General features: G+C 50.5%; 25 protein-coding genes. 14 read left to right on the forward strand and 11 right to left on the reverse strand.

Features of this window, described 5'->3' with window-relative positions; translation table 11 throughout:
* The first annotated feature begins 5 nt into the window (after positions 1-5).
* A complete protein-coding gene (locus tag ACJ2PR_RS07045) occupies positions 6-1,157 on the forward strand; it encodes a quinone-dependent dihydroorotate dehydrogenase (protein ID WP_446876502.1) in 1,152 nt (383 codons plus the stop codon).
* 73 nt (positions 1,158-1,230) lie between these two features.
* Here ACJ2PR_RS07045 and ACJ2PR_RS07050 read toward each other — a convergent pair whose 3' ends face one another.
* On the reverse strand, positions 1,231-2,145 hold the full coding sequence (locus tag ACJ2PR_RS07050) for a DNA polymerase III subunit delta' (protein ID WP_446876503.1): 915 nt from the start codon (positions 2,143-2,145) through the stop codon (positions 1,231-1,233).
* A gap of 69 nt (positions 2,146-2,214) precedes the next feature.
* Positions 2,215-2,880 (reverse strand): dTMP kinase, encoded by a 666-nt coding sequence (gene tmk, locus ACJ2PR_RS07055; protein ID WP_446876504.1) that lies wholly within the window; start codon positions 2,878-2,880, stop codon positions 2,215-2,217.
* A gap of 228 nt (positions 2,881-3,108) precedes the next feature.
* On the opposite strand from tmk, the gene ACJ2PR_RS07060 reads away from it, so the two are divergent.
* Positions 3,109-3,456: a hypothetical protein gene (locus tag ACJ2PR_RS07060; protein WP_446857526.1), complete on the forward strand. Its 348-nt coding sequence runs from the start codon at positions 3,109-3,111 to the stop codon at positions 3,454-3,456.
* Between the two features lie 49 nt (positions 3,457-3,505).
* Here ACJ2PR_RS07060 and ACJ2PR_RS07065 read toward each other — a convergent pair whose 3' ends face one another.
* The 5 genes from ACJ2PR_RS07065 to ACJ2PR_RS07085 form a co-directional block, all read right to left on the reverse strand.
* On the reverse strand, positions 3,506-4,003 hold the full coding sequence (locus ACJ2PR_RS07065; RefSeq protein ID WP_446876505.1) for an FHA domain-containing protein: 498 nt from the start codon (positions 4,001-4,003) through the stop codon (positions 3,506-3,508).
* 238 nt (positions 4,004-4,241) lie between these two features.
* Positions 4,242-4,664, reverse strand: a complete 423-nt coding sequence (locus ACJ2PR_RS07070; RefSeq protein WP_446857528.1) for an FHA domain-containing protein — start codon at positions 4,662-4,664, stop codon at positions 4,242-4,244.
* Between the two features lie 218 nt (positions 4,665-4,882).
* Positions 4,883-7,324: a heavy metal translocating P-type ATPase gene (locus ACJ2PR_RS07075; RefSeq protein ID WP_446876506.1), complete on the reverse strand. Its 2,442-nt coding sequence runs from the start codon at positions 7,322-7,324 to the stop codon at positions 4,883-4,885.
* A gap of 75 nt (positions 7,325-7,399) precedes the next feature.
* The gene (locus tag ACJ2PR_RS07080; protein ID WP_446870601.1) at positions 7,400-7,597 is read right to left on the reverse strand and encodes a hypothetical protein; all 198 of its coding nucleotides are present in this window, start codon (positions 7,595-7,597) and stop codon (positions 7,400-7,402) included.
* A 102-nt stretch (positions 7,598-7,699) separates the two neighbouring features.
* Positions 7,700-7,963, reverse strand: a complete 264-nt coding sequence (locus ACJ2PR_RS07085) for a TM2 domain-containing protein (protein WP_446870600.1) — start codon at positions 7,961-7,963, stop codon at positions 7,700-7,702.
* Positions 7,964-8,246: 283 nt separating this feature from the next.
* On the opposite strand from ACJ2PR_RS07085, the gene ACJ2PR_RS07090 reads away from it, so the two are divergent.
* From ACJ2PR_RS07090 to ACJ2PR_RS07100, 3 genes are all read left to right on the forward strand, one after another.
* Complete coding sequence (locus ACJ2PR_RS07090) at positions 8,247-8,540, forward strand: hypothetical protein (protein WP_446876507.1); 294 nt, start codon at positions 8,247-8,249, stop codon at positions 8,538-8,540.
* Entirely contained in the window at positions 8,527-8,760 is a 234-nt protein-coding gene (locus tag ACJ2PR_RS07095; protein ID WP_446876508.1) for a hypothetical protein, read from the forward strand. Before ACJ2PR_RS07090 ends, ACJ2PR_RS07095 begins: the two co-directional genes overlap by 14 nt.
* Before the next feature lie 75 nt (positions 8,761-8,835).
* A complete protein-coding gene (locus ACJ2PR_RS07100) occupies positions 8,836-9,849 on the forward strand; it encodes a DUF6745 domain-containing protein (RefSeq protein WP_446876509.1) in 1,014 nt (337 codons plus the stop codon).
* Positions 9,850-9,892: 43 nt separating this feature from the next.
* On the opposite strand, the gene ACJ2PR_RS07105 is transcribed toward ACJ2PR_RS07100, so the two are convergent.
* Complete coding sequence (locus ACJ2PR_RS07105; protein WP_446876510.1) at positions 9,893-11,395, reverse strand: CPBP family intramembrane glutamic endopeptidase; 1,503 nt, start codon at positions 11,393-11,395, stop codon at positions 9,893-9,895.
* Between the two features lie 256 nt (positions 11,396-11,651).
* Between ACJ2PR_RS07105 and ACJ2PR_RS07110 the strand changes: the two genes are divergently transcribed.
* On the forward strand, positions 11,652-12,986 hold the full coding sequence (locus ACJ2PR_RS07110) for a histidine phosphatase family protein (RefSeq protein ID WP_446876511.1): 1,335 nt from the start codon (positions 11,652-11,654) through the stop codon (positions 12,984-12,986).
* Positions 12,987-12,988: 2 nt separating this feature from the next.
* Positions 12,989-14,248 carry a dihydroorotase gene (locus tag ACJ2PR_RS07115; protein WP_446876512.1) on the forward strand — a complete coding sequence of 420 codons (1,260 nt, stop codon included), beginning with the start codon at positions 12,989-12,991 and terminating at the stop codon, positions 14,246-14,248.
* 2 nt (positions 14,249-14,250) lie between these two features.
* Here ACJ2PR_RS07115 and ACJ2PR_RS07120 read toward each other — a convergent pair whose 3' ends face one another.
* Genes ACJ2PR_RS07120 through ACJ2PR_RS07130 form a run of 3 tightly spaced genes read right to left on the reverse strand, consistent with a single transcriptional unit; the run spans position 14,251 to position 16,523 of the window.
* Positions 14,251-14,628: a Nif3-like dinuclear metal center hexameric protein gene (locus tag ACJ2PR_RS07120; protein ID WP_446876513.1), complete on the reverse strand. Its 378-nt coding sequence runs from the start codon at positions 14,626-14,628 to the stop codon at positions 14,251-14,253.
* Positions 14,534-14,953: a hypothetical protein gene (locus ACJ2PR_RS07125; protein ID WP_446876520.1), complete on the reverse strand. Its 420-nt coding sequence runs from the start codon at positions 14,951-14,953 to the stop codon at positions 14,534-14,536. Before ACJ2PR_RS07125 ends, ACJ2PR_RS07120 begins: the two co-directional genes overlap by 95 nt.
* Positions 14,954-14,960: 7 nt before the next feature.
* Complete coding sequence (locus tag ACJ2PR_RS07130) at positions 14,961-16,523, reverse strand: metallophosphoesterase family protein (protein WP_446876514.1); 1,563 nt, start codon at positions 16,521-16,523, stop codon at positions 14,961-14,963.
* A gap of 405 nt (positions 16,524-16,928) precedes the next feature.
* On the opposite strand from ACJ2PR_RS07130, the gene ACJ2PR_RS07135 reads away from it, so the two are divergent.
* The 7 genes from ACJ2PR_RS07135 to ACJ2PR_RS07165 all read left to right on the forward strand — a co-directional run bounded on the left by ACJ2PR_RS07135 (position 16,929) and on the right by ACJ2PR_RS07165 (position 22,812).
* Positions 16,929-18,758, forward strand: coding sequence for an iron uptake porin (locus ACJ2PR_RS07135; RefSeq protein ID WP_446870592.1), 1,830 nt, complete (start codon positions 16,929-16,931; stop codon positions 18,756-18,758).
* 151 nt (positions 18,759-18,909) lie between these two features.
* Complete coding sequence (locus ACJ2PR_RS07140; RefSeq protein ID WP_446876515.1) at positions 18,910-19,356, forward strand: RrF2 family transcriptional regulator; 447 nt, start codon at positions 18,910-18,912, stop codon at positions 19,354-19,356.
* Positions 19,357-19,396: 40 nt separating this feature from the next.
* Positions 19,397-20,356 (forward strand): cysteine synthase A, encoded by a 960-nt coding sequence (cysK, locus tag ACJ2PR_RS07145; RefSeq protein ID WP_446876516.1) that lies wholly within the window; start codon positions 19,397-19,399, stop codon positions 20,354-20,356.
* A gap of 76 nt (positions 20,357-20,432) precedes the next feature.
* A complete protein-coding gene (locus ACJ2PR_RS07150; protein WP_446876517.1) occupies positions 20,433-21,158 on the forward strand; it encodes a J domain-containing protein in 726 nt (241 codons plus the stop codon).
* A 284-nt stretch (positions 21,159-21,442) separates the two neighbouring features.
* Positions 21,443-21,697, forward strand: coding sequence for a DUF7219 family protein (locus ACJ2PR_RS07155; protein WP_446857540.1), 255 nt, complete (start codon positions 21,443-21,445; stop codon positions 21,695-21,697).
* A gap of 375 nt (positions 21,698-22,072) precedes the next feature.
* A complete protein-coding gene (locus ACJ2PR_RS07160) occupies positions 22,073-22,564 on the forward strand; it encodes a hypothetical protein (protein WP_446876518.1) in 492 nt (163 codons plus the stop codon).
* Positions 22,565-22,566: 2 nt separating this feature from the next.
* Entirely contained in the window at positions 22,567-22,812 is a 246-nt protein-coding gene (locus tag ACJ2PR_RS07165) for a hypothetical protein (protein ID WP_446876519.1), read from the forward strand.
* Positions 22,813-22,910: the final 98 nt, after the last annotated feature.

The following is a 22,910-nucleotide window of genomic DNA, read 5'->3' on the forward strand; positions in this document are numbered from 1 at the left end:
TACTAGTGGATATTTATCAAGCAGCGATTCGTCCAATTCTTTTTTCTGGCTTGAAAGCCGACCCCGAATGGCTGCATCAACAGACTTTGCAGACTCTAAGCTGGCTCGATACTGGAGTGCCTCAATTTGCAAAGCGATGGGTTTTGTCTAAACTGTACCAGTCCTATTGTGTCGGTGATGTCCGATTAGAACAAAGTTTATGGGGGCAAAGATTTGTGAATCCGATCGGTCTGGCGGCCGGATTTGATAAAGATGGCGTAGCAGCAGCGCTCTGGTCAAGTTTTGGATTTGGTTTTGCAGAGTTAGGAACTGTTACGTTTCATGCCCAACCTGGCAATCCTCGTCCGCGTTTGTTTCGCCTGCCTGAGGATCGAGCCGCCCTCAATCGGATGGGATTTAACAATCAGGGAGCCGCGACATTAGCAGAAAGGTTAAAAAGTTCTGATCTAAATCATCACAAACTTAAAACTCCCATAGGAATTAATCTCGGCAAATCAAAAGTTACGCCCCTTGAGAAAGCGGCTGAAGATTATTTGGGGAGCTTTCGCCTCTTAAAAGGATTGGGAGATTATTTCGTCGTCAATGTCAGTTCACCGAATACACCGGGACTGCGATCGCTCCAGGCGACAGATCAATTGGAACCGATTCTGTCCGCTTTACAAGCCGAAAATCAGGGTGAAAAGCCTTTGCTGATCAAAATTGCGCCCGATCTGGAGTGGGAAGCGATCGCAGATGTGCTCAAGCTGGCTCAACAGTACGATTTGGCGGGCATTATTGCGACCAATACGACGATTCGACGAGACGGGCTACAGACTCAAACCCTGCAAGCGACCGGAAAATTGGTGACCGAGGAAGCGGGCGGCATCAGTGGGGCACCCCTGAGAACTCGATCGACCGACGTGATTCGATTTATCTGGCAGCAAACTGAGGGAAAACTGCCGATCGTGGGAGTCGGCGGAATCTTCACCGCTGAGGATGCCTGGGAAAAAATCGCGGCTGGGGCCAGTTTGATTCAGGTTTACACAGGCTGGATTTATGAAGGGCCGAGCATGGTGCGCCAAATTTTAGACGGACTGGTGCACAAGTTAGATGAGCGAGGGTTAGATAATTTGGGGGAAGCGATCGGCATCGACAATCCCAGAAATCCCAAAAATTAATCTGAGGGGCGACTTGCAGATGACTCAAAGAGATTAAGTTCTTTGGCTGCCCAGATCACGAACTCCCATTCAGCTAAGGCTGGATCATTCCCATCATCGTGACTTCCCAAACTAGCTGCGATTGGGCGACCAGCAGATACTCTCTGGCTTTTTCTAACTGCTGGAGAGCAATCACTCCGACAGACTGCTGCCAGTAGATTTGTTGGAGATAGTCCACGAGCCAAAGTTGAGCGTCAGAATCCAGGGTTTTGCTGATTTGACGGGCGATCGTTAACGCCTCTTTGAGCGATCGAGGGCGCTGAGTAGCCGCCAAAAGAATCTCCTGGGGAATGGTTTGCAGTTGTTGCCAATGGGCGATCGCGGCTCCCGGACTGCCCTGCGCTAACGACAACACTTCTGGACGCTGCAAAATTTCTTCCTGCCCTATTTTCTCTAGCACCTGTGCCATCTGTGCGCGATCGAGCCGATAAAAAGGAATTTTTTGACACCGGGAAACCAGCGTCGGCAACAGCGCATCAGAACTGGGAGCCAACAGCATTAACGTCGCCTGTCCAGGTTCTTCCAGGGTTTTGAGTAATGCATTGGCGGCAGGCTCGGCCATCGTGTTGGCTTGATCGATGATCACGAGCGATCGCGCTGCCTCTAACGGCGGACGACTCAAAAATCGCGTAATCTCTCGAATCTGCTCTAACCGGACTTGCGGCGGCGTTTTTTTCTTGACCCCTGCGGCTTCGGCTTCTGTGGGAGACAATCGCTTGCCTTGATGCAAATAAGTTGGCTCGACCCACAACAGGTCAGGGTGATTGCGCTGTTTGACCCGTCGATCGTCCTCCAACAGCAGGGCTGCAAACGATTCGGCGGCCAGCCGTTTACCAATTCCAGAAGACCCTGCAAACAGATAAGCAGGCGCAATTCGATTTCGGGCGATCGCTTGCGACAGCAATTCGACGGCTTGAGGTTGACCGATTAGAGAGGTGAAGGCGGACATGGAGGAGGGAGGGGTGAGGAGGGAGGAGGGAGGAGGGAGGGGGAGAAAATAGTTTCGATTGATTGAAAGTTAGCCGTACCATCGGGTTAGGGATTGGCTGAGGACGGCTTTGATTTGTTCGGCGACTTCTAGTTCGGTGCGGCTGGCATCAATTCGTACAATTCGATCGGGGTGAGACTGGGCTAATGCTGCAAAGCCCTGCTGGACGCGACGATGAAAGTCTAGATCAGCTTGCTCAATGCGATCGCTGACCCCTCGTTTCTGGGTTCTTGCCAATCCTAATTCTGCATCTAGATCTAGCCAGATCGTTAGATCGCTTTGCAGTCCAGCGGTTGCGATTTTGTTGAGGTGATCGATCAGCGATCGGTCTAATCCTCGCCCATAGCCCTGGTACGCGATCGTCGAATCGGTGTAGCGATCGCACAAAATAATCGTTCCTTCTGTTAATTGAGGCTGCAAAAATTCATCGACATGCTGGGCGCGATCGGCGGCATACAAGAGTAACTCAGCACGATCGGCGATCGGCTCTTTAGCAGGACTGAGCAGTAATTGACGAATACCTACCCCTAGTGTTGTCCCCCCCGGTTCGCGAGTCACGACCAAATCTTTGACCCGACCTTCCGACTGAAGTTTTGCCCCCCAGCCACTCGTCAAGAGCCACTGATACGATCGCTGAAGCTGTGTCGTTTTCCCACACCCCTCAACCCCCTCAAACACAATCAACTTACCCTTCATCCCTCATTCCTCTCGCCAAGCGTGTCGCAGACAACCCCTCATCTCTCTTTCTTTTCGCCCTCGCAGAATAACTCACTCTGCAAGTAATCCGCTATAAAGGTCATAAGGCTTATGAGAAAACACTTACCTTGAATCTTGTCATGAGATTGTCCTAAGCAGCATTCTGCAAACGCAGGTTAGGAACGTATCATGGGTAGGGATTCGCTTATCGCACGCTTGGGGTTGATTATGGCTCGTTATACTTGTTTGTTCACCGTCGCAATTTCTGTCAATAACCTTCCGCGAGTGTTGAATGAGACCCTGGAGTCCTGCAATTTAGACGTGATCTATGACACCGGAGATTATATGATGGCGCGCGAGGTGCCAGGTCAAGTCTCATTTCCAAAGTTGGTGACGGTTGAAGTTTTGATCGACAAAACGACTGCAACAGACGAAGAAATTCGGATGAATTTTGTGATTAAAAATGAAGAATTGCCACTTCAAGTAGACAATCACTGTCGTCAAATGTTTAATCAAGTCAGCCGCGCTGTCAGCGATAACCAGCACTGGAAACTGATAGAAACCGTCGGCGGCTAACAAAGGCAGCGATCGCTTCAGAAGCCGCTTCGCTTCAGTGATTTCGTCTTTACAAATCTTTTAACTCCTCTGGCTCTTCTTCACCGTCGTCTGAGACTTTCTTAAAGTCTTTTTGGTCGTAGTCCTCTGGAAGTTGCCCCGCTGTCCTCGGATTGATCAACGTAATATCTTCAAATTCATCGGGCGGCGTGGTGTGGAAGCCCTCTCGCTTGAACAGATAGTAGACGACCTGGACGTGAGGGCCAAAAATCACTTCGTCTTTGTTTTCTAGATCGCGCGATCGCAGTTTTCGACCATTGATCAATAGCCCATTGGCGCTCGGTTGCCCTTGAGAATCGCCGTCAGAAATGTGGTAGTAGAAGCTGCCATCGGAGTGAAATCTCTGTTCTAGGGTGGCATGATGGCGCGAAACAAACTGTGAGATCAGTCGAATATTGCAAGTGGGATCTCTGCCGATCGAGTAGCGAGTTTGCTCCAAGGGAAGCGATCGCTCTCCCACGTCATCTTTAATGATCAGCAGGTGACTTTGGTGAGGATCTGAAGGCATTGTAAAACCAGCGAATAAATCCTTTAGCGTCCTAATCAAAAATTAAGTTCACTAGTTGACAGTATAAATTGTCAATTTCATCTAGTCGAACATTGGGTTGAAAAGTCTTGTAGTCGTGGGTCGCTAAGGGCGATCGCTGCTCCTTTATGAGAGATTTAACCCGCCGCAGCACTAACCTTTCTATGCCTGAACTTAATGGTGAAACCCAATTCTGCTCAGATTTTTGAAAGGTAAAGGATCAATCTTCTGGGTCGCCCACCATATTGGGGCTGATCAGCGTAATATCAAACTCATCAGGCGGCACCGTCAAAATTGCGTCTCGTTTGAGCAGGTAGTAGATCGCCCGCACTTGAGGGCCAAAGACAACCTCATCTTCATTATGGAGATCGTGGGTTTGCAGTTTGCGACCGTTGATCAATAGACCATTGGCACTCGGCTTGCCTTTGAGGTTGCCATCGACGATTCGATAATAATAGGTGCCATCCTCGTTAGGCAGTTGCAACAGTGTGGCGTGACGACGCGAAACAAACTGCGACACCAGACGAATGTCACACTTAGGGTCTCGACCGATCGAATACACTGGCCCATCGAGAACAAATTCTCGTCGCCCTTTGTCGTCTTCGATAATGATGAGATGATTTTGATGCGGTTCTGAGGGCATGAAAAATCTGATAGGTGGCTAGGTGACTAAAGTTGAGGTGCAACCTACTGAGCTAAGATACCCGACTGCTTAAGGGAGGACTCAGTGCAATTACTGAACCGACATACGCCTCAAGAGACTAAAACAGTCGGGTGGCAGATGCACTATTTAGTTATTAACAGTTAACCCTGACAGTAGAAAACTGGGCTTTCATCCGAGACGCGAGGGGGGCGGTCGCCTTACTGCTGAGGCGTAGAAAAAGCCTGCCGTAGTAAAAGAGAATTAGTCACCACGCTCACAGAGCTAAACGCCATTAAAGCACCTGCCGCTGCTGGGCTGAGTAAAATCCCAAACTTGGGAAGCAGAACACCTGCCGCGATAGGAATCCCCAATAGATTATAGGCAAATGCCCAGAACAAATTCTGTTGGATTTTACCAAACGTTGCACGGCTGAGACAAATTGCACCCACAACATCAGAGAGGCGATCGCGCATCAAGATAATCCCGGCTGTCTCAACGGCGACATCGGTTCCGGATTGGAGGGCAATTCCGACATCGGACTGGGCCAAGGCTGGGGCATCATTGATGCCGTCTCCGACCATTGCGACTGAGGTGAGGAGGGAGGAGGGAGGAGGGAAAGATGAGTGTTGCAGCGATCGCACGACTTCTGCTTTTTGTTGGGGGCGGACTTCTGATAAGACGTTTTCGGGGGGAATGCCGATCATCTGGGCGACAAGTTGGGCGGTTTCGGGACGATCGCCCGTGAGCATCATAACGCGCAGTCCCATCGCTTGTAGGGTTTGGATCGTGTCTTTGGCATCCGATCGGATTTCGTCTTTGACGGCGATGAGTCCGATTAGGGTGGTGTGATTTGCCAGATAGACTACGGTTTTCCCTTGGGCTGAAAGGGTTTTTACTTGAGTTTGCAGAGCATCACTGACGCAGATCCCATTTTTCTGCATCCAATCAAAGGTTCCCAGCCAGATCGTTTGAGGAGTTTCAGGAGACAGCACCACCTGGGCAGACACACCGAACCCTGGCTCTGTATGAAAGTTTTGAGCAGTGAGTAACGGGAGCTTTTGTTGTTGGGCGGCTTTGAGAATTGCGTCTGCTAAAGGATGTCGGGTGCCCTTCTCAACGGTGGCGGCGATTTGAAGTAGGGCCGTTTGTCGCTCGTGCAGATCTGAGCCTTCATCAAGCGGAATGCAGTCTGTGAGGGTGGGCTGCCCGATCGTTAGGGTTCCTGTTTTGTCGAAGACGATCGTATCCAATTGATGGACTCGCTCCAACACGTCGCCTCCTCGAATCAGCAGTCCCCGTTCGGCTCCAATTCCTGAACCGACGAGAATGGCGGTAGGGGTGGCCAATCCGAGCGCACAGGGACAGGCGATCACTAGAACGGCGATCGCCAGTTTGAGGCTCAGAAGCAGTGGAGTCGGATGGATCGCGTGAGACATCACGGTGTGCATCAGCGCATGTTCGCTCCCCAGGGATCTGCTGGCCATCAAGACATCTGGCCAAACCTGAGTGCCGACAAAGTACCAAAAGAGAAAGGTGAGCAGGGCGATCGCCATCACGCCATAGGTAAAGTATCCCGCCACGGTATCGGCAAGCTGTTGAATGGGAGCCTTGCGCGCCTGGGCATCTTCGACGAGATGAATGATTTTAGCCAGGGTAGTGTCTTTGCCAATCCGAGTAACCCGAAGCGCGATCGCGCCTGATTGATTGAGCGTGCCAGCCGAGAGGCGATCGCCGGGTTGTTTCTGTACGGGCACAGGCTCCCCTGTCAGCATCGATTCATCGACAGTTGTCTGCCCGACGACCACTTCTCCATCAACGGGGATTTTTTCACCGGGAAGCACCTGTAGCCATTGACCGAGTTGAACGCGATCGACGGCGATTTCGGTAAAAGCGTGAGGAGTCAGGGGTGAGGCGTGAGGAGGTTGGGCTTCTCGTTCTATGAGGCGGGCGGTTTGGGGCTGGAGAGCTAAGAGGGCCTGGATTGCGGAAGCGGCGCGACCTTTGGCTTGCTGTTCTAGCGTCCGACCGAGGAGAATAAAGCCGACCAGCATCACAGGTTCGTCAAAAAAGCATTCCCAACCAAGCTGTGGAAAAAGGAGCGCAATCAAGCTGGCCGTAAAGGCGGTGATAGTTCCCAGGCTGACGAGCGTATTCATGTTGGGCGCGTTGCGGCGCAGACCTTGCCAACCATCGAGGATCATCGATCGCCCCGGCACCAATAGCGCAAGCGCTGCCAATCCACAGTGAAACCAAATGTTGGTCAGAAGGGGAATCTCAATGCCAAGTAGCTGATTGAGGTGTCCGATCGTCGAGAAAATTAGCAGACAGAGGGCGATCGTCAGTCGTCGAGTTTGTTGTCTTGCCTCGATGCGTCGCCGTTCTGTGGGGTCAACAAATGTGGAGTCTTCGGTCTGCAAACCGTGCGGCTGACTCGGAAATCCAACTTCGGTTAGCTTGTCGGCGAGCAGTTTGGCATCGGTTCCCGATCGACATTCGACGGTGGCGAGTTCGGTGACCAGATTGACGCTTGCGGTAATGACTTCTGGCTGTTGACTAAGCTGAGTTTCGACCGTTTTGACGCAGCCAGCACACATCATGCCACTGACATCGAGCGTAATCGTTTCTGAAGAGTGGTCAACGGGTTTGGGCGTGGTTTGCATCGGATCGCGGCGTAAACATCAACATGACTCCTTTCTTGAGCGTAGATGAAGTTTTGTGCGATCGTCCGAAAAATCTTAATTTTTTTCAATCTCAGGTTTGGCAGAGGTGCGTTGCCAACCGAACCAGTAAATCAGCGCCGTTAGCTGAATCGGCACCAAAATCAGATAATTTTTGATAAAAAAGTCAACTTCCAGATTAGAAAATGTAGTGAAATATCCGGCACCGAGCAGGGTGAAGAAGGCGATCGACAGTAATTTTTTAGGTTTATTCATGGTGGGGCGTTGAGTGAGGACTGAGCAATCTAAGAAAAGCGGAAACCCTGGCTCCATGTCTTGCAGAACGGCAATGAGATAAAACCAGGATTTCTACCCGTGCTAGAACCAGCCCTTCTTGCCTGAAATGTAGGTGCTGATGAATTCATCATCGCTTTTTGTCAGGTAGATGATGCCTTCGATTAAGCCAATGATGCCCATGATGGGAGAGGCAATTCCGATGGTCAAAACACTCACCAAGAGCATGATCAGCCCTTCTGTCTTGTAGCCCAAAATGAACTTATGAATGCCTAAAGCGCCGATCAAAATTCCGCAAATGCCAGCCGTAACTTTTTTGTTTGCGTCGTTGGAGGTTCCAGTGGTCATATAAGCCTCGTGAGGTTTGAGTAAATTGATAACATTCCATCTCAGTGTGCCCGCGAAACTCTGAAGACTACCGGGCTATCGCAGTTTTACGGAGTGAATTTTACAAATCAGGAGAAATTTTACGAATTAAATCTTAGGGAATCTATTTTCGCCGAGGCAATGAGTGGAGAAAGGTCAGTAATTTTGATTAGAATCAGCTTGAGTTTTCAAGATTTTTGAGATTTAGAGTTACGTGTCAAAGCTCGATCGACTGTTTGCTTCCTTATTCTTCAAAGGAGATTTTATGCAACCGATTCGACAAGGCGACGTGATTTTATTGCCAACCCAGCAGATTCAGGGCAAAAGGTTGCCTCATTTGACGCTGGCAGAAGGCGAAGTGACGGGACACAGACACCGCATCAGCGACGGCAAAGCGATTCTGTTTGAGCAAGACGGCGTTTTGTATTTGAGAATTGATTCCGAAACAGCGACCTTGACTCACGAAGAACATCAGCCCGTTCACATTCCGCAAGGCTCCTGGATGGTGAGGATTCAGCGCGAATATGAGCCAGAGGGATGGCGCTATGTCGCAGATTAAACAACTTACTCCGGAGCAAGCGAGTCAGTTTTCAATCTATCGAGAAAAATGGCGACGCATTGAGTATAGAACTGAGCCGATCGACCGTGAAAAAGCCACAGCAGCGGTGAGAGATTTGTATGCAGCGATCAGCAAATCTGCACCTGAAATTCTGTTTTTTGAAGGTCACACCTCAGCGTTTCAATTGTTCAAAAAATCTCTCAAAAGAAGCACTAAGTAATGGTGGAAAGTAAGAAACTTTATTGGTTCATCAACTTTTTTTCCTAACCTTGCTCTCACTGGTTTTTGCCTGTTCATGGCATGGTCTTTGTTTGCAACGCTGTTTGTAGTTGGTGCCTTTCTTACAGCAATCGGTTTGCCTCAATTCATGCAGTCTCCGCAGTTTCTGCATCTGGGGGCGATTCTGCTGATTGTCTGTTTGGTGCTGTCTTTGATTCAAGTTCTGGTAATGGTTCTCGAAAAGCCGGTTGTGTTCTGCTTCGATTATCGATTGTGTCATCCTCTAACGCGCTTCCTTAGAGCGCAATTGTCACCTTTAGTCGAAAAACAACTCACTCAGCCGCTCATTCGTAAACTGTGGATTGAGTTGAGCGATCCCAGCAGGCCAACTTCACCCTTTATTCAGTTCCGACCTCGGTTAATTAACTGGCTCTGGGAACGGCACAAAGAACCCTGGTTAATTACTGCATTTTTTAGAAACAGTCTTACCGAAGAAAATTATGATTTTTGTACTTGGCTAGACTTTTGCGTTTCTGTGCTGAATTGTGAGATCGATCAAGCGAAGTGGTCAGCCTTTCAAAGCGTCAAGCAGGAGTGTGGTTGGGTCATTTTTGCAGACAATGCTTGTTTAGTTTGCGATCGTCCCATTCGACTTTTATTAGATAATCAAGACCGCCTTCATGCCGAGGGAGAGCCAGCTTTAGAGTACGCAGATGGCTTTAGGCTATATGCCCATCACGGCATTACGCTACCAGAAACCTATGGTAAGTTGCATCCAAATCAATGGCGTGCAGAGTGGCTTTTATCTGAGAGAAACGCTGAACTTAGGCGAGTGTTAATTGAGGGCGTAGGTTATGAACGAATTTATCAAGAACTGGGTGCGATCGAGTTAGATTCATGGCGAGAATATTCACTGCTAAAAATTGATTCTAATATCGACGTTGAGCCAATTTTTCTCCTAAAGATGACCTGTCCCAGCACTCAATTTATTCACATTTTGCGAGTACCTCCTAATATGAATTCTGCAAAAGAAGCCATTCGATGGGTTAATTGGGACGTTAATTCCGAAGATTTTTCTACAGAAACCTGATGAAACATGAGCTTTTGAGATTAAGCGTTTTTGCCAAATCACTTCATTGAGAACCACTGCCTAAAATAAATAGACTCAACAAGGTGCCGCTATTCCACAGACTGTGCAGCAGCATTGAAGCGAGAATATTTTGGGTGCGAGTGTAGACAAATCCTAAGACAACGCCCAACGTCATTAGGGGCAGGACTTCTGACAAGCTGAGGTGAACGATCGCAAACAGAAAACTGCTCAATAAAATCGCTTGCCAGGTCGAAAAATAGCGCGTCAGAGACGGCAACAAAAATCCGCGAAACAGGATTTCTTCAAAAATGGGAGCCGCGATCGCTGCGGTGATAAAAAAGGTGGCGATCGCTAGCGTGTCCTTGCCTTCGAGGGCGATCGGTAAAATCGGATTGCTGCCTCCCTGCCCCTGCCAGATTCGCTGATTTAATAACGAAACAATGATCACTAAAGGAAATGCCGCCAAATAGCCACCAAATCCCCACAAAAACCATTTGCCTCTAAGAGTGGCGCGAAACCAGCCATCGGGAAGCGGCAAAAAAGGCTTGATCGACAGGTATAAAACGGTTAAGCCGCCGGACGATAGAAGCAGATAGGTAATCAAAAAATAAGCCGCTTTTCCTCGTTCACCAAAGGCTTCGGGGCTGAGTTTTAGCTGATCCCGGACAATTTGAATACCCAGGGGTAAGAGAATTTGCCCGACAAAGAAAAAGCCAACCACCAGCACTTGCCAGACGATTTCGCCGTCCCAGGGAGTCGTCCAGGTGATCTGATTAGTGCCCGAAAGAATCGCTTGCTTGCCTCGCACTAACCACTGACCAATCAAGAAAATTAGCAGCGCTAACCCCGAAAAGCCCAAAGCCGTCGGAATCAGATTGGCGATCGCCCATTTAAAAAAGGCTTGTTTGGCGATCTGCTGTTCTGTGACTTCGAGTTGACGAATTGCGTCCGATCGCTGCTGTAACTGATAAAGCTGATTCAACGCGCGATAGCGAAACCATCCGTTGAGGTTTTTTTGAATCTGAGCCTCGGCATTGGGAATTAAGCGCGGCGGGTCACTCCATAATCCAGTGAGAATTGAAGCGGTGGAAGAGCGATCGGCGATCGGTTCCCAAGTTTTGAGCGCCTGGTTAACTTTTTCTTGCTGAGTTTGCAACAGTCCAATTCTCAGATCCACCTCATCCACAAACGATTGTTGTCGAGCAAGCTGTTTTTGAGTTGCGGGGGGAGTTTGAACGATCGAGGATTCTGGAACGGGCTGTCCTAACCGAGCTTTCGTCACATCCACCGCTTTTTGGGCACTTTCACGAGCTTTCTGATATTGCTCTAGCGCCGTTTTGAGGGGATCAACGCCTGACAGCGCCCTTCGGGCCGTCTCGGCATCGGGTTCACCTCGCCATTGGGACGCTTGAAGCAACAGATCCGTTTCATAGAGTTCTAGCCGATTGTTAAACTGGGGCCGGTTCCAGCTACTGATCAGATCTCCGACTACGAGTACGATTGCCAATACCGTCAACGCGCCCAAAAGTAACCGCTTCACCGTCATGAACTTTCCTCATCAGTGCGACATGTGCCCCTGTGGACAAACTTAGCAGAAATGGTAAGGGGAACGCGGGACAGGGTAGAATCTTCCTGGCAAGAAGAGGTGAGGCGTGAGGGATAAGGCGTGAGGGGTTGAAATAAGGATTTGGGTCACGTTCAGGTCATTTCTTTTGGGCATTCTTTCGTCCTTCTGTCATTCACTTCTCACTCCTCACTTTCTACTCACTCCTCACTTTCTACTCACTTAAGGAGGATTCTGCTTGACTACTCGCGTCATACTGGTTCGTCACGGTGAAAGTAGCTACAACGTCGATCGCAGAGTGCAAGGTCACTGTGATTTGTCGCTGCTGACCGCAAAAGGAGAAAGCATGGCAGTCCAGGTGGCCAGTGCGTTGCGCGGAATCTCATTTGATGCGGTTTATAGCAGCCCTCTGCAACGAGCCAAACAGACCGCCGACTTGATCTTGGCTAATTTAAAGGACACGCCAACGCTGCAAACAACTGACAACCTTAAGGAAATTAGTTTGCCGCTCTGGGAAGGAATGCTGTTTTCTGAGGTCGAGGCTAAGTTTCCTGATGAGTATCGCGATTGGCTCAGTCAGCCCCATTTGCTGAAGATGAGTGTGCCGTCAGAGCAAGGGGTTGAAGATTTCTTTCCCATCCCGGCAGTGTATGCACAAGCGCAGAAATTTTGGCAGGCTGTTTTACCCGCGCAGGTTGGGCAGACAATTTTAGTCGTGGCGCACAGTGGAATTAATCGATCGCTAATCAATACGGCGATCGGCTTGCCTCCAGAAGCTTATCAACAGATTCAAGTCTCTAATTGTGGGATTAGCGTTCTCAACTTTTCGGGTGAGTTGGGTCAGCCTGTACAAATCGAGTCGCTGAATATTACGTCTCATCTGGGCGAAACGCTGCCCAAGTCTCGTCCCCATCGTCAGGGCCCGCGTCTACTGTTGGTGCGACATGGTGAAACTGACTGGAATCGACAAGGCCGCTTTCAAGGACAAATTGACGTGCCGTTGAATGAGAATGGACGATCGCAAGCTCACCAAGCCGCAGAATTTCTCAAATCGGTGCCGATCGATTTCGCGATCAGTAGCTCGATGCTGCGCCCCAAAGAGACGGCTGAAATCATTCTCAAACATCATTCTGACCTAGCGCTAGACCTGAGAGACGACCTGCGAGAAATCAGCCACGGACTCTGGGAAGGCAAGCTAGAAGCCGAAATCGAGTCTTCTTATCCAGGCTTATTACATCAGTGGCAGCAGCATCCCGAAACGGTTCAGATGCCCGAAGGAGAAAATTTGCAGCAGGTGTGGGAGCGGGCGATCGCAGGGTGGAGAGCGATCGTAGAATCCCATCCTGAACCCTGCACGATTCTTGTCGTCGCTCACGATGCGATCAACAAGGCGATTCTCTGTCACGTCGCGGGCTTGGGGGCAGAGTCCTTCTGGAACTTTAAGCAAGGCAACGGAGCCGTCAGCGTCATCGACTATCAATATGGTGTAGACGCACCTGCCACGCTTCAAGCCATGAACATCACCACTCATTTAGGGGGCGTGTTAGACAAGACGGCCGCAGGAGCGCTTTAGGTATGCTGCTTCTTCAACAAGTCCGACTGATCGATCCGGTTGCTGACAGTGATCAGGTGATGGATGTGTTGATGGAGAATGGAGTGATTCGGGCGATCGCTCCCCACTTAACTGACCTTCCTTCAGGTACGCAGATTCAGCCTTCTCAGGGGTTGGTACTGGGGCCCGGGCTGATTGATCTCTATAGTCACAGCGGAGAGCCAGGCTTTGAAGAACGAGAAAGCTTGGAATCTTTGATGCAGGCTGCCGCTGCCGGAGGATTCACCCGTCTCAACATTTTGCCTGACACCAACCCAGCGATCGACACCCCCGCCGCTGTCACCTGGCTCAAAACCCACTCCTCCCTCATCCCTCATCCCTCATCCCTCCTCTCCTGCTGGGCTGCTCTCACCCTCGACACCCAAGGTCAACAAATGACCGAACTCGCAGAACTCGCCGCCTGTGGGGTGACTGGATTCTCTGACGGCAAGCCGATCGCTAACTCTGCTCTGCTGCGCCGCCTACTCGAATATCTTGGCCCTTTGAATCAACCGATCGCGCTGTATGCCTGCGATCGTTCCTTAGTCGGAAATGGCGTGGTGCGAGAAGGAGCGAATTCGATGCGGTTTGGGTTGCCGGGGAGTCCTACGATTGCGGAGACGGCTCCTCTGGCTGCGCTTTTGGAATGTGTGGCAGACATTGGAACCCCCGTTCACTTGATGCGAATTTCGACCGCTCGTGGAGTGGATTTGATTCGTCAAGCCAAATCTCGCGGACTGCCCATCACCGCCAGCACTTCCTGGATGCATTTGCTGTTTGATACAAAATCTTTGGGCACTTATGACCCCAATCTGCGGCTTGAGCCACCGTTGGGCAATCCTGCTGACCGAGTTGCGTTAATTCAAGCGGTTCGAGAGGGGACGTTGGCTGCGATCGCCATCGACCACAGCCCTTTTACCTACGAAGAAAAAACCGTTGCCTTCTCAGAAGCTCCGACGGGCGCGATCGGACTCGAATTTGCCCTTCCTCTACTCTGGCAAGCCTTTGTCGAAACGCACCAATGGTCAGCTTTGGATCTGTGGCACAGTCTGAGCGATCGTCCTGCCAACTGTCTCAGACAAAAAATCAGCCCCATTCTGCCGGATCAACCTGCCGAGCTTATATTATTTGACCCGCAAGAGGAGTGGATCGTCGATCGCCAAAGCCTCAAGTCGCGATCGCTCAACACGCCCTGGCTCAATCAGAAAATTATGGGACGAGTTTTGCAAATCTGGTGCCCTTGAAATTAAAAATCCTCTCTCATAACTACGGTCAATTCGCCCCAGCGTTCTTGTAATACGCCTGCTAGCGATCGCAATCCCCACCGTTCACAGCGTTGATGGCCGACTTCGATGATCCCCAGTCCCGTTTCTACAACCGCTGACTCTGCCGTCGATCGAAATTGTCCTGTGATGTAGACTGCTGCGCCTCGCTTTGAGGCTTCCCGAATCAGAGGATCGGTCATCGCACCCACAACGGCGACTCTAGAAACAGAGGTTTTTTGAGGAGGAATTTTCTTCTTAAGACCCTCAAAAACTTCGCTGACTTGTTGACAGCATTGTGTGAATTCTTGAATGGGAACGTTGCCAATCATGCCGATCGATCGTCCTTCTTTTTTGCCCAACCAAAACCTCTAAATCAGAGAGACACAACGCTTCCGCCAATCGAGGATTGAATCCGATGGCCAACCGTTCGTCAAACGCTAAATGGTAAGAAATCACGCCGACCTCGACTGGAAAATCATCCGCTAACTTCCAGGGGCGATGCAGAAAGATCGCATCTAATTGTTGGTGACTGACCCACGCTGAAATTTCTGGAAACGGCTCCAAAAGCAACCCGACTCGATGAACTGGACGGGAGGACGATCGATAGATCCCCCCCACTTCTTCTGAATACCGATGCACGCCAAAAAACCAATTGAGAAACCGAGCCATTTCCTCTAAAGTCATCTCGCCTCTAAATCGTGAACTCTGGCAACGCGCGATCGCTCCACTTGCCCATAAACCGCTCTGACACAAACGGCCGCACGACAAACTTGACTGGCTCTCCCGCCTGCACGTCAATTCTCAAAAACGAATAGGGACGGTGCTTTTGCGACCCTCGACCTTCTCGCCCGATAAACAACTGGGATTTGGCAACTAGTTTTTCTTCCCAGGAGCCGTCCAGACTTTCGGTTACATTGTCGCCTTCGATGCGCTGCCGCCGGAGACTGTAGCCACTGCCCCCACAGACGATCCAATTGGTGTTGGCATCTGCATGACCCGTGTCAACCGTGCGTAGATATTCCAGACAGTGAGCGTGTCCGTTGAGAACGAGATCGACGATCGGGCGGCCGTCTGCCTGCGATCCCACCGCTTTTGCAACCCGATTCATCACCTGTCGAATCGCCCGCCTCACCGCCAACGTTTGCGCCTGGTGCCACTTGGTCGCCTCGGTTACATAGGGCGGATGATGAAAAAATAGCACCCGTCCCCGCACACCCGGAGTTTGCCACGACTCAATCAAGCGATCGCACAACCAATCTAATTGCTCAACGTCGATAACGACCGTCTCAACCGTCAGTTGTTTGTTGATGTCTCGCTGCATTTCTTCGGTTTGCTCCAGCTTGGTACGAATGTCATGCAGGCGATCGCTCTCTTCGGAACGGTTCTCATTGAGCTTGGCTGCCTCTTCCATCAACTGCTGCATTTCTATCTCTAGAGCGGCGTAGCGATTTTCTAGCGTCCGGCGATACTCCTGTCCTTCCTCGGTTTTTGGCAGCGGAGCAGGCTCATTAAACGTGTTGGAATCTAACGCAAAAAAATCAACGCCGCCTTGACGAAAGGTGTAATAGCGATTGGGCAATCGAGTGAATTTGCCAGTTTCATATCGCAAACAGCGGCCTGTCTCAGTTTGAGCGGTGTAGTGGCGATCGAGATGCTCCTCTAATAAACCGCGCGCTTCCAAAGGTTTCAACACATCGAGAAACGCCTGAGCATACGCCTTCCCTTGAAAAGAACCGTGCCAACCCATGTCAAAATCTAGCTTTGATTGCAACAGCCTGCGAATCGGATACGTCGCTTGAATGGCTAACCCATAAAACAACGGCAGGTCATAATAATCATGGTTTCCGGGAACCGGGAGAAACGGAAAATTAAACACCATGCGATCGTGAGCAATCTGCTTGTACTGCTCTCCGCCGACTAGAAACTCTCGGTATGGCTGAATGAAATTTTTGAGATAAAACTCGCTGGAGCCAACCAAATAAATCACATCGCCTGTGTGCAAAAGAAATCGGCAATCCTTGCGGTGAGCCAGCATTTGTTCTGCGATTCGTCGCTGAGGACTATAGCCCCGATGTTGCCCAGAGCCGCTGTCGCCAATCACTAAAAACGAAAACTCAGGATCATCTGTCTGATCCGCCAATACCAGTCGAGTTTGATCAATCCCACGACCGAGAATGGGCGAAGATTGCCACCGCACCCGCTCCTTCATTTTTTGAATCTTCAGTGCGATCGGTGGATCGGTCACAAATTTCATCGTTTCCTGTTTTTAAATGACAACTCTCTAGCGATCGTACTCATCTCAAGCCTCGCGACCTCTATCGTCGGCTAAAGATCTAGAAGCAAATGAGGGCGATCGCGGCTCAGATTTCGCAAAATTGCTTGTTTTCTATTCATCAACTTTCCTAATCTATAAAGATTTGATGAATAAAGCTTCTGATAACAAATCCTCATGAGAGCTACAATCCCCACACAGGGTAAGTAAAAGAGCGATTAGAAATTTTGACCATTCAAGGATTGCGAATTGTACTGAGCTATACTGTGGCTGTTCATGTAACTTCTCCCTACCCGGAAGAAAACTAAGAACCTCCTCAACTGCCTCTTGTGTCATCAGGTATTTGTAGGCGACTCGATCTCAATGGTGTGAATACGGAAGTGAATTATGTCTAACAATTTGTGGAAATCGCTGCTTGCGACCCCGGCTCTTTTGAGTGCTACGCTGACCGTCTCCGCTGGACTGATCACCATAGGTGCTGCAACTGCAACTGACGCACCTAAGCCAGAAGCTGCCCCCCTGAGCGCATCCGTCCCCGTTCAATTTTCCGATGCGACCAAATCAGATACGTCTAAATCCGATGCGGCCTCTCTCGACCAGGTAAAAACCTACAGCAGCGAAGGCACTGGTAACGTCGAAGCGGGTCAAGTGACCTCAGTTTCTCAACTTTCTGACGTGCGCCCCACCGATTGGGCTTTCCAGGCACTGCAATCTCTCGTTGAGCGCTACGGCTGTATCGCAGGCTATCCAGACAAAACCTACCGTGGTAACCGGGCGATGACTCGCTTTGAGTTTGCGGCTGGGGTGAATGCTTGTCTCGATCGCGTCAACGAGCTAATCGCCGCATCTACCGCAGATCTGGTCAAAAAAGAAGACCTGGCGACTCTGCAAAAACTTCAAGAAGAATTCGCCGCTGAATTGGCCACCCTGCGCGGTCGCGTCGATTCTCTAGAAGCTCGCGCCACCACCTTAGAAAAACAACAGTTCTCAACCACCACCAAACTGAGAGGAGAAGCCATTTTCGCGGTTTCAGGCGCTCTCGGTGACGAGACAGCGATCAACTCAGATGCTTCACGCAGAATTGAACGGGGGATCAGCACACGGGCTGCTGAGGTTGCACTCCTGGGTGCGGGTGCTAACGTGCGAGAAAACACAACCTTCAGCAATCGCGTCCGTCTCTCCTTAAACACCAGCTTTACTGGCAAAGACTTGCTGTTGACCCGCATCCAAGCCCGAAACGTTGTTCCCTTTGGCCGCGCTGTAACGGGAACCAATATGACCCGCTCTAGCTTTGACGGTAACGATGACAATGAGGCAGAGATTGATAAAGCGTTTTATCGCTTTCCGCTAGGCAGATCTACCATCCAAGTTGATGCAGTTGGACTTGAGTTTTACGACAACGTTCCCACCTTCAATCCGCTATTGGCGAGTAGCGGTCAAGGATCGATTTCGCGCTTTGGTCGCTTTAACCCTATCTACCGTCAAGGTGCAGGGGGCGCGGGTGCCACCATCAACTTTAAGCCAAGTGAGCAGTTCACTGTGTCAGCAGGCTTTTCTGCCAGAGGCGCAAACGATCCGACTGATAAAAACGGTCTGTTCAACGGCTCCAACGCTTTCCTGGCGCAGGTTGCTTTCCAGCCGACCAGAGACATCGGCTTGGGCTTTACTTACGTTCGCTCTTATAACCGCGACACCAACAACAATCCGCTGGCTGGTGTGATCGGCAGTGACTTTGGCGATCGTCCTTTTGCAGCAACGCCTACTACTGGCAACCACTTCGGGGTTCAAGGCAATATTCGTCTCACCCCCGGAATCGCGCTGGCTGGCTGGGTTGGCTACACAGAGGCACGGGCTGAAGAGAATCTCGTGTTGGGTGCAGGTGCGGCCGCGAGACAGGTAGCTGCTGAAGGCGACAACGCTTCACTTTGGAACTGGGCCGTCGCGCTGGCGTTCCCGGATCTGGGCAAAAAAGGCAACCTGGCAGGGATTATCTTTGGGATGCCGCCTAAGCTGACCAGCACCGATTACAACGATCCGCTAACGGGCAACCGTCGCCTCGATCGCGGGACTTCCTTCCACCTAGAAGGGCTATACCGCTATCAGCTAAACGACAACATCTCAATCACACCGGGTCTTTTGGTGATCTTTAACCCAGAACACAACAACGCCAACGACACGACCTATGTGGGCACCGTGCGGACAACCTTCACGTTCTAGACCGTTTTGATAAATTTTCGATCGAGGCCTCGTGTAACACGGGGCTTTTTTTGGGCTTTTCGTCAAACTAACTAAACCCCAGCGATAAACCGGGGTATACTAGAAACGTGGGGATCACTTGCCCATCTTCCTCTTACCGTGGATTTGACCTGTGGAACTTTCGTGTAAAAGCGAGTACGCAATCTTGGCGCTGATCGAACTGGCCGTTCACTACGACAGTGGTGAGCCGTTGCAGATTCGGCAAATTTCTGCTCAACAAAACATTCCCGATCGCTACCTCGAACAACTTCTGGCTACCCTCAGACGAGGCGGACTGGTACGATCGCAGCGCGGCGCAAAAGGGGGGTATACTCTGGCAAGAGAACCCTGGAAGATTACGCTGCTGGATGTCGTCGCTTGCCTGGATGGTTTGGAGGGTAAGCCTGCCGAAAAAGATAGTGATGCCAAGCAGACAAAAACCCTCGAAGGTGCTGTAATTTTTGAGATTTGGCAAGAAGCTCATCAAGCTGCTAACATTATTTTGCAAAAATATACACTCAAAGATTTGTGCGATCGCCGTGACTCCAGACGGCAGCTCGATTTTATGTACTACATCTAAAAAGCACCTAAAGAAATTAGCTCCCCACCCAAAACCTCCTATGCGTATTGCTCAAAATGTCATCCAACTGATTGGTTCGACTCCGCTGGTGCAGCTAAATCGGATTCCGCAAGCCGAGGGCTGTGTGGCTCAAATTCTCGTCAAGCTGGAAGGAATGAATCCGTCTGCCTCGGTCAAGGATCGGATTGGCATTAGCATGATCACCGCTGCTGAAGATGAGGGGTTGATCACGCCTGGGAAAACTGTTTTGGTGGAGCCGACTTCTGGAAATACGGGGATTGCGCTGGCGATGGCCGCTGCTGCGAAGGGCTACCGTCTAATTTTGACGATGCCCGAAACGATGAGTTCTGAGCGTCGAGCCATGCTGCGGGCCTATGGTGCCGAGTTAGAGTTGACCCCCGGAATTGAGGGGATGGGAGGCTGTATTCAACGGGCGCAGCAGATTGTCGATACTACGCCTCATGCTTATATGCTGCAACAGTTTCGCAATCCGGCAAACCCCAAAGTTCACCGAGAAACGACCGCCGAAGAAATCTGGCAGGACACCGATGGACAAGTTGATTTTGTAGTTGCGGGAGTCGGGACGGGTGGAACGATCACAGGTGTGGCAGAGGTTCTCAAACAGCGCAAACCTTCATTTAAGGCGATCGCTGTTGAACCCACGAACAGTCCTGTAATTTCGGGAGGTCGCCCTGGCCCTCACAAGATTCAAGGCATCGGCGCGGGGTTTATTCCGCCTGTGTTGAATGTGAATTTGATCGATGAAGTAATCACCGTTTCGGATGATCAAGCGATCGCGTTTAGTCGGCGCTTGGCTCGTGAAGAAGGCTTATTGTCAGGAATTTCGAGTGGGGCGGCTTTGAAGGCGGCGATCGACGTTGGCAAGCGTCCCGAAAATGCAGGCAAGCTGATCGTGATGATCCAACCCAGTTTTGGCGAACGGTATCTCAGCACTGCCCTCTTTCAAGACCCCGAACTCACCCTCTCTACAGTGGGCTAAATTGAGGAAATCATTAAATTCTAACTTCTCAATTTCCTCCCTCCTCCCTCTTCCCTCCTCCCTTTAAAATGGGGGAATGGCACACTCGAATCACTATCAAATCTTAGACGTTGAGCCAAACGCCACTCAAGCGGAGATCAAACAAGCTTATCGGCGTTTGGCTAAGTTGTTTCACCCTGACAGCAACTCACAAACGGCAAATCACGACAAAATTACCCAGATCAACGCGGCTTACGAAGTATTGGGAGATCCCCAGAGTCGCAACTCTTACGATCGCCACCTCTCTTACTATTCTCGATTGGGGTCAGCAGGCTACAGCGCAGAAAGTGTAGAAGACCGTCAACAGCGCGATGCGGCCGCTCAAGCGCATTATCGACGCAAACGCCAAACAGAACCGGATTCTGATCAACACCTTAAGGTTTGGCTAAACAAGGTCTACACGCCCGTCAATCGTCAACTTGGTCAAATTATTCGTCCTTTGAGGGCGCAAATTAAGCAGCTATCGGCTGACCCATTTGATGATGAGTTGATGGAGGCGTTTCAGGCGTATACCGAAGACTGTCGGCAGATGTTGGGTAAGGCGCAAACGGTGTTTCGATCGTTTCCCAATCCGCCGACGGTCGCGGGTGTGGCTGCCAATCTTTACTATTGTCTCAATCAGGTGGCAGACGGGATTGAAGAGCTAGAGTACTTTAGCCTCAACTACGATGATCACCATCTCAACACAGGGTTGGAGCTATTCAAGATTGCGGAAGGGTTGCGGCGAGAGGCTCAGGCGGCGTTTCGAGAATTGCCAAAGTAGTGCAGGCGATCGTTAGCGAGAAAGCACCTTGGAGAAATAGATTCAATCCTTGAGTAACCTGAGCAGTTCTTTTACTTCTTTGGATGGATATTGTTTCTGACGAAGTAGGTTAATATTAGGTTAACTTTGGGTAAAAGCGCAGTTTTAGTCTTGCGTTTTGGAAAACTTCCCACGGGGCATCATCGCTGGCTAAAGTTGGCAATTTGATACTATGCTCTGCTTACATTGGGGAAAAATAGCACCGAGGAAACTCTGATTGACCAATCGTAGATAAGGAAAAAACAATGGCAGATCAACACAACTTTTTGTACCCTCTCAGCCGTTATCGGGGTGAGGTGAAGCCTGAAAACCTGGTTTTTAACGCAAACTTGCAGGAGTTTTCGCAGAAGGTGAGTTATGTCTGCTGTTTGGAGACGGGGGGCAAGCTAACACCCGAAGAGTCTTACCGAGAAATTAAATCCCTTTGGAAACAGCTTAAGAGAAGTAAAAAGCAGCTTGCGATCGGGCAGGATTTTTCTGAGGGCAATCAAAACTTTTGAATGCTCAGGCGTTGCTTGAGTTTCTGAAGGGCTAGTTTAGAATCCCCTCGTTCTGCGCTTGATTTGGGCAGCTACGGGGGGGGTTATGCTACGCAAGCAGTCCTAAAATAACGTGAATTCGATAAGAGGTTTTCCGCTTCGTTCTTCAGCGCTTCTGCCCCCCAACCCCTACAGATGTAGGTTTGTGGTGAAGGTGTGAGCAGTGACCCCAACGATTCGATAATGAGAAGAAGAGCAGTATGGAGGCAGTAGAGATGCCACAAGACCCTTCGCTCAAAGCTTGGAACCGGATTGTCAGCGAATGATTTGGCAACCTCAGCCTATCGCAAGTGACGGGATTAAGGGTGTGGAGTTTTGGGATCGCATTGACAAATTGTGCCTGGGAATCAACTGGATCGCTGGCAACCCTACTGGGAGCCGTTGTTCGCTCAACTGGCTGGCGGGGTTCCACCGGACTGGCGGGTGGTGGTTTGTGCTGACCGAGGCTTGTATGCCGACTGGCTGTTTGCCGCGACCAGGGCAGTCGGGTGGCATCCGTTCTTGCGGATCAATCAACACCCGAATAAGACAATCCAAGTTCTCCCCAATGGCGACTGGCAATTGCTCAAAGACTGGATTCGGCTCGGTCAAGCTTGGAGCGGTGCTTTTGCACCAATCCGCTCGATTGTCCCCTGGTCGCACGCTGGGACGAAGGCGATACTGACCCGTGGTTCGTGGTCACTGACCTGCCGACTGACCAAGCCGAGGGCTTGTGGGACAGCTACCGCCTGTGGATTGAAGATGGCTATCGCGATTTCAAAAGTGATGGCTGGCATGGGCAGTCCTCACGCATCACCGACCCAAAACGCGCAGAGCGGATGGGGTTAGCCATGTCGGTCGCCACCCTAAGGATGCTCACACTCGGAACCAAAGTAGAACTGCAACAACAAGCCTTACCCAACGGTCGCAATCCTCGACCCAATCGCCCACCGCCTCGCCATCCACAATTGCGTCGTCTCTCTTGCTTTGCGGTGGGCTTACTTTGGCTGCCGCTGATTTTGTATCATCATCTTCCCATTGAGATGCCCCCACTCATCCCGCAGCCCACCTTAACGCTTACCCTCACCTCTTCTTGATTGCTTAACCACAAACCTACACCTGTAAGCCCCCAACCCCCCAATTCTGGGGTAGGGTTGATTTATTCTATGGGAAGGAAATGTAGGCTAAGAGAAGC

The organism is Phormidesmis sp. 146-33, from assembly GCF_052939515.1.

What these genes read in the sequence shown, in the direction of transcription:
- ACJ2PR_RS07050 (WP_446876503.1), bottom strand. Translation starts at nt 2,145, where the DNA reads ATGTCCGCCTTCACCTCTCTAATCGGTCAACCTCAAGCCGTCGAATTG.
- tmk (WP_446876504.1), bottom strand. Translation starts at nt 2,880, where the DNA reads ATGAAGGGTAAGTTGATTGTGTTTGAGGGGGTTGAGGGGTGTGGGAAA.
- ACJ2PR_RS07060 (WP_446857526.1), top strand. Translation starts at nt 3,109, where the DNA reads ATGGCTCGTTATACTTGTTTGTTCACCGTCGCAATTTCTGTCAATAAC.
- ACJ2PR_RS07065 (WP_446876505.1), bottom strand. Translation starts at nt 4,003, where the DNA reads ATGCCTTCAGATCCTCACCAAAGTCACCTGCTGATCATTAAAGATGAC.
- ACJ2PR_RS07070 (WP_446857528.1), bottom strand. Translation starts at nt 4,664, where the DNA reads ATGCCCTCAGAACCGCATCAAAATCATCTCATCATTATCGAAGACGAC.
- ACJ2PR_RS07075 (WP_446876506.1), bottom strand. Translation starts at nt 7,324, where the DNA reads ATGCAAACCACGCCCAAACCCGTTGACCACTCTTCAGAAACGATTACG.
- ACJ2PR_RS07080 (WP_446870601.1), bottom strand. Translation starts at nt 7,597, where the DNA reads ATGAATAAACCTAAAAAATTACTGTCGATCGCCTTCTTCACCCTGCTC.
- ACJ2PR_RS07085 (WP_446870600.1), bottom strand. Translation starts at nt 7,963, where the DNA reads ATGACCACTGGAACCTCCAACGACGCAAACAAAAAAGTTACGGCTGGC.
- ACJ2PR_RS07090 (WP_446876507.1), top strand. Translation starts at nt 8,247, where the DNA reads ATGCAACCGATTCGACAAGGCGACGTGATTTTATTGCCAACCCAGCAG.
- ACJ2PR_RS07095 (WP_446876508.1), top strand. Translation starts at nt 8,527, where the DNA reads ATGTCGCAGATTAAACAACTTACTCCGGAGCAAGCGAGTCAGTTTTCA.
- ACJ2PR_RS07100 (WP_446876509.1), top strand. Translation starts at nt 8,836, where the DNA reads ATGGCATGGTCTTTGTTTGCAACGCTGTTTGTAGTTGGTGCCTTTCTT.
- ACJ2PR_RS07105 (WP_446876510.1), bottom strand. Translation starts at nt 11,395, where the DNA reads ATGACGGTGAAGCGGTTACTTTTGGGCGCGTTGACGGTATTGGCAATC.
- ACJ2PR_RS07115 (WP_446876512.1), top strand. Translation starts at nt 12,989, where the DNA reads ATGCTGCTTCTTCAACAAGTCCGACTGATCGATCCGGTTGCTGACAGT.
- ACJ2PR_RS07125 (WP_446876520.1), bottom strand. Translation starts at nt 14,953, where the DNA reads ATGACTTTAGAGGAAATGGCTCGGTTTCTCAATTGGTTTTTTGGCGTG.
- ACJ2PR_RS07130 (WP_446876514.1), bottom strand. Translation starts at nt 16,523, where the DNA reads ATGAAATTTGTGACCGATCCACCGATCGCACTGAAGATTCAAAAAATG.
- ACJ2PR_RS07135 (WP_446870592.1), top strand. Translation starts at nt 16,929, where the DNA reads ATGTCTAACAATTTGTGGAAATCGCTGCTTGCGACCCCGGCTCTTTTG.
- cysK (WP_446876516.1), top strand. Translation starts at nt 19,397, where the DNA reads ATGCGTATTGCTCAAAATGTCATCCAACTGATTGGTTCGACTCCGCTG.
- ACJ2PR_RS07150 (WP_446876517.1), top strand. Translation starts at nt 20,433, where the DNA reads ATGGCACACTCGAATCACTATCAAATCTTAGACGTTGAGCCAAACGCC.
- ACJ2PR_RS07155 (WP_446857540.1), top strand. Translation starts at nt 21,443, where the DNA reads ATGGCAGATCAACACAACTTTTTGTACCCTCTCAGCCGTTATCGGGGT.
- ACJ2PR_RS07165 (WP_446876519.1), top strand. Translation starts at nt 22,567, where the DNA reads ATGTCGGTCGCCACCCTAAGGATGCTCACACTCGGAACCAAAGTAGAA.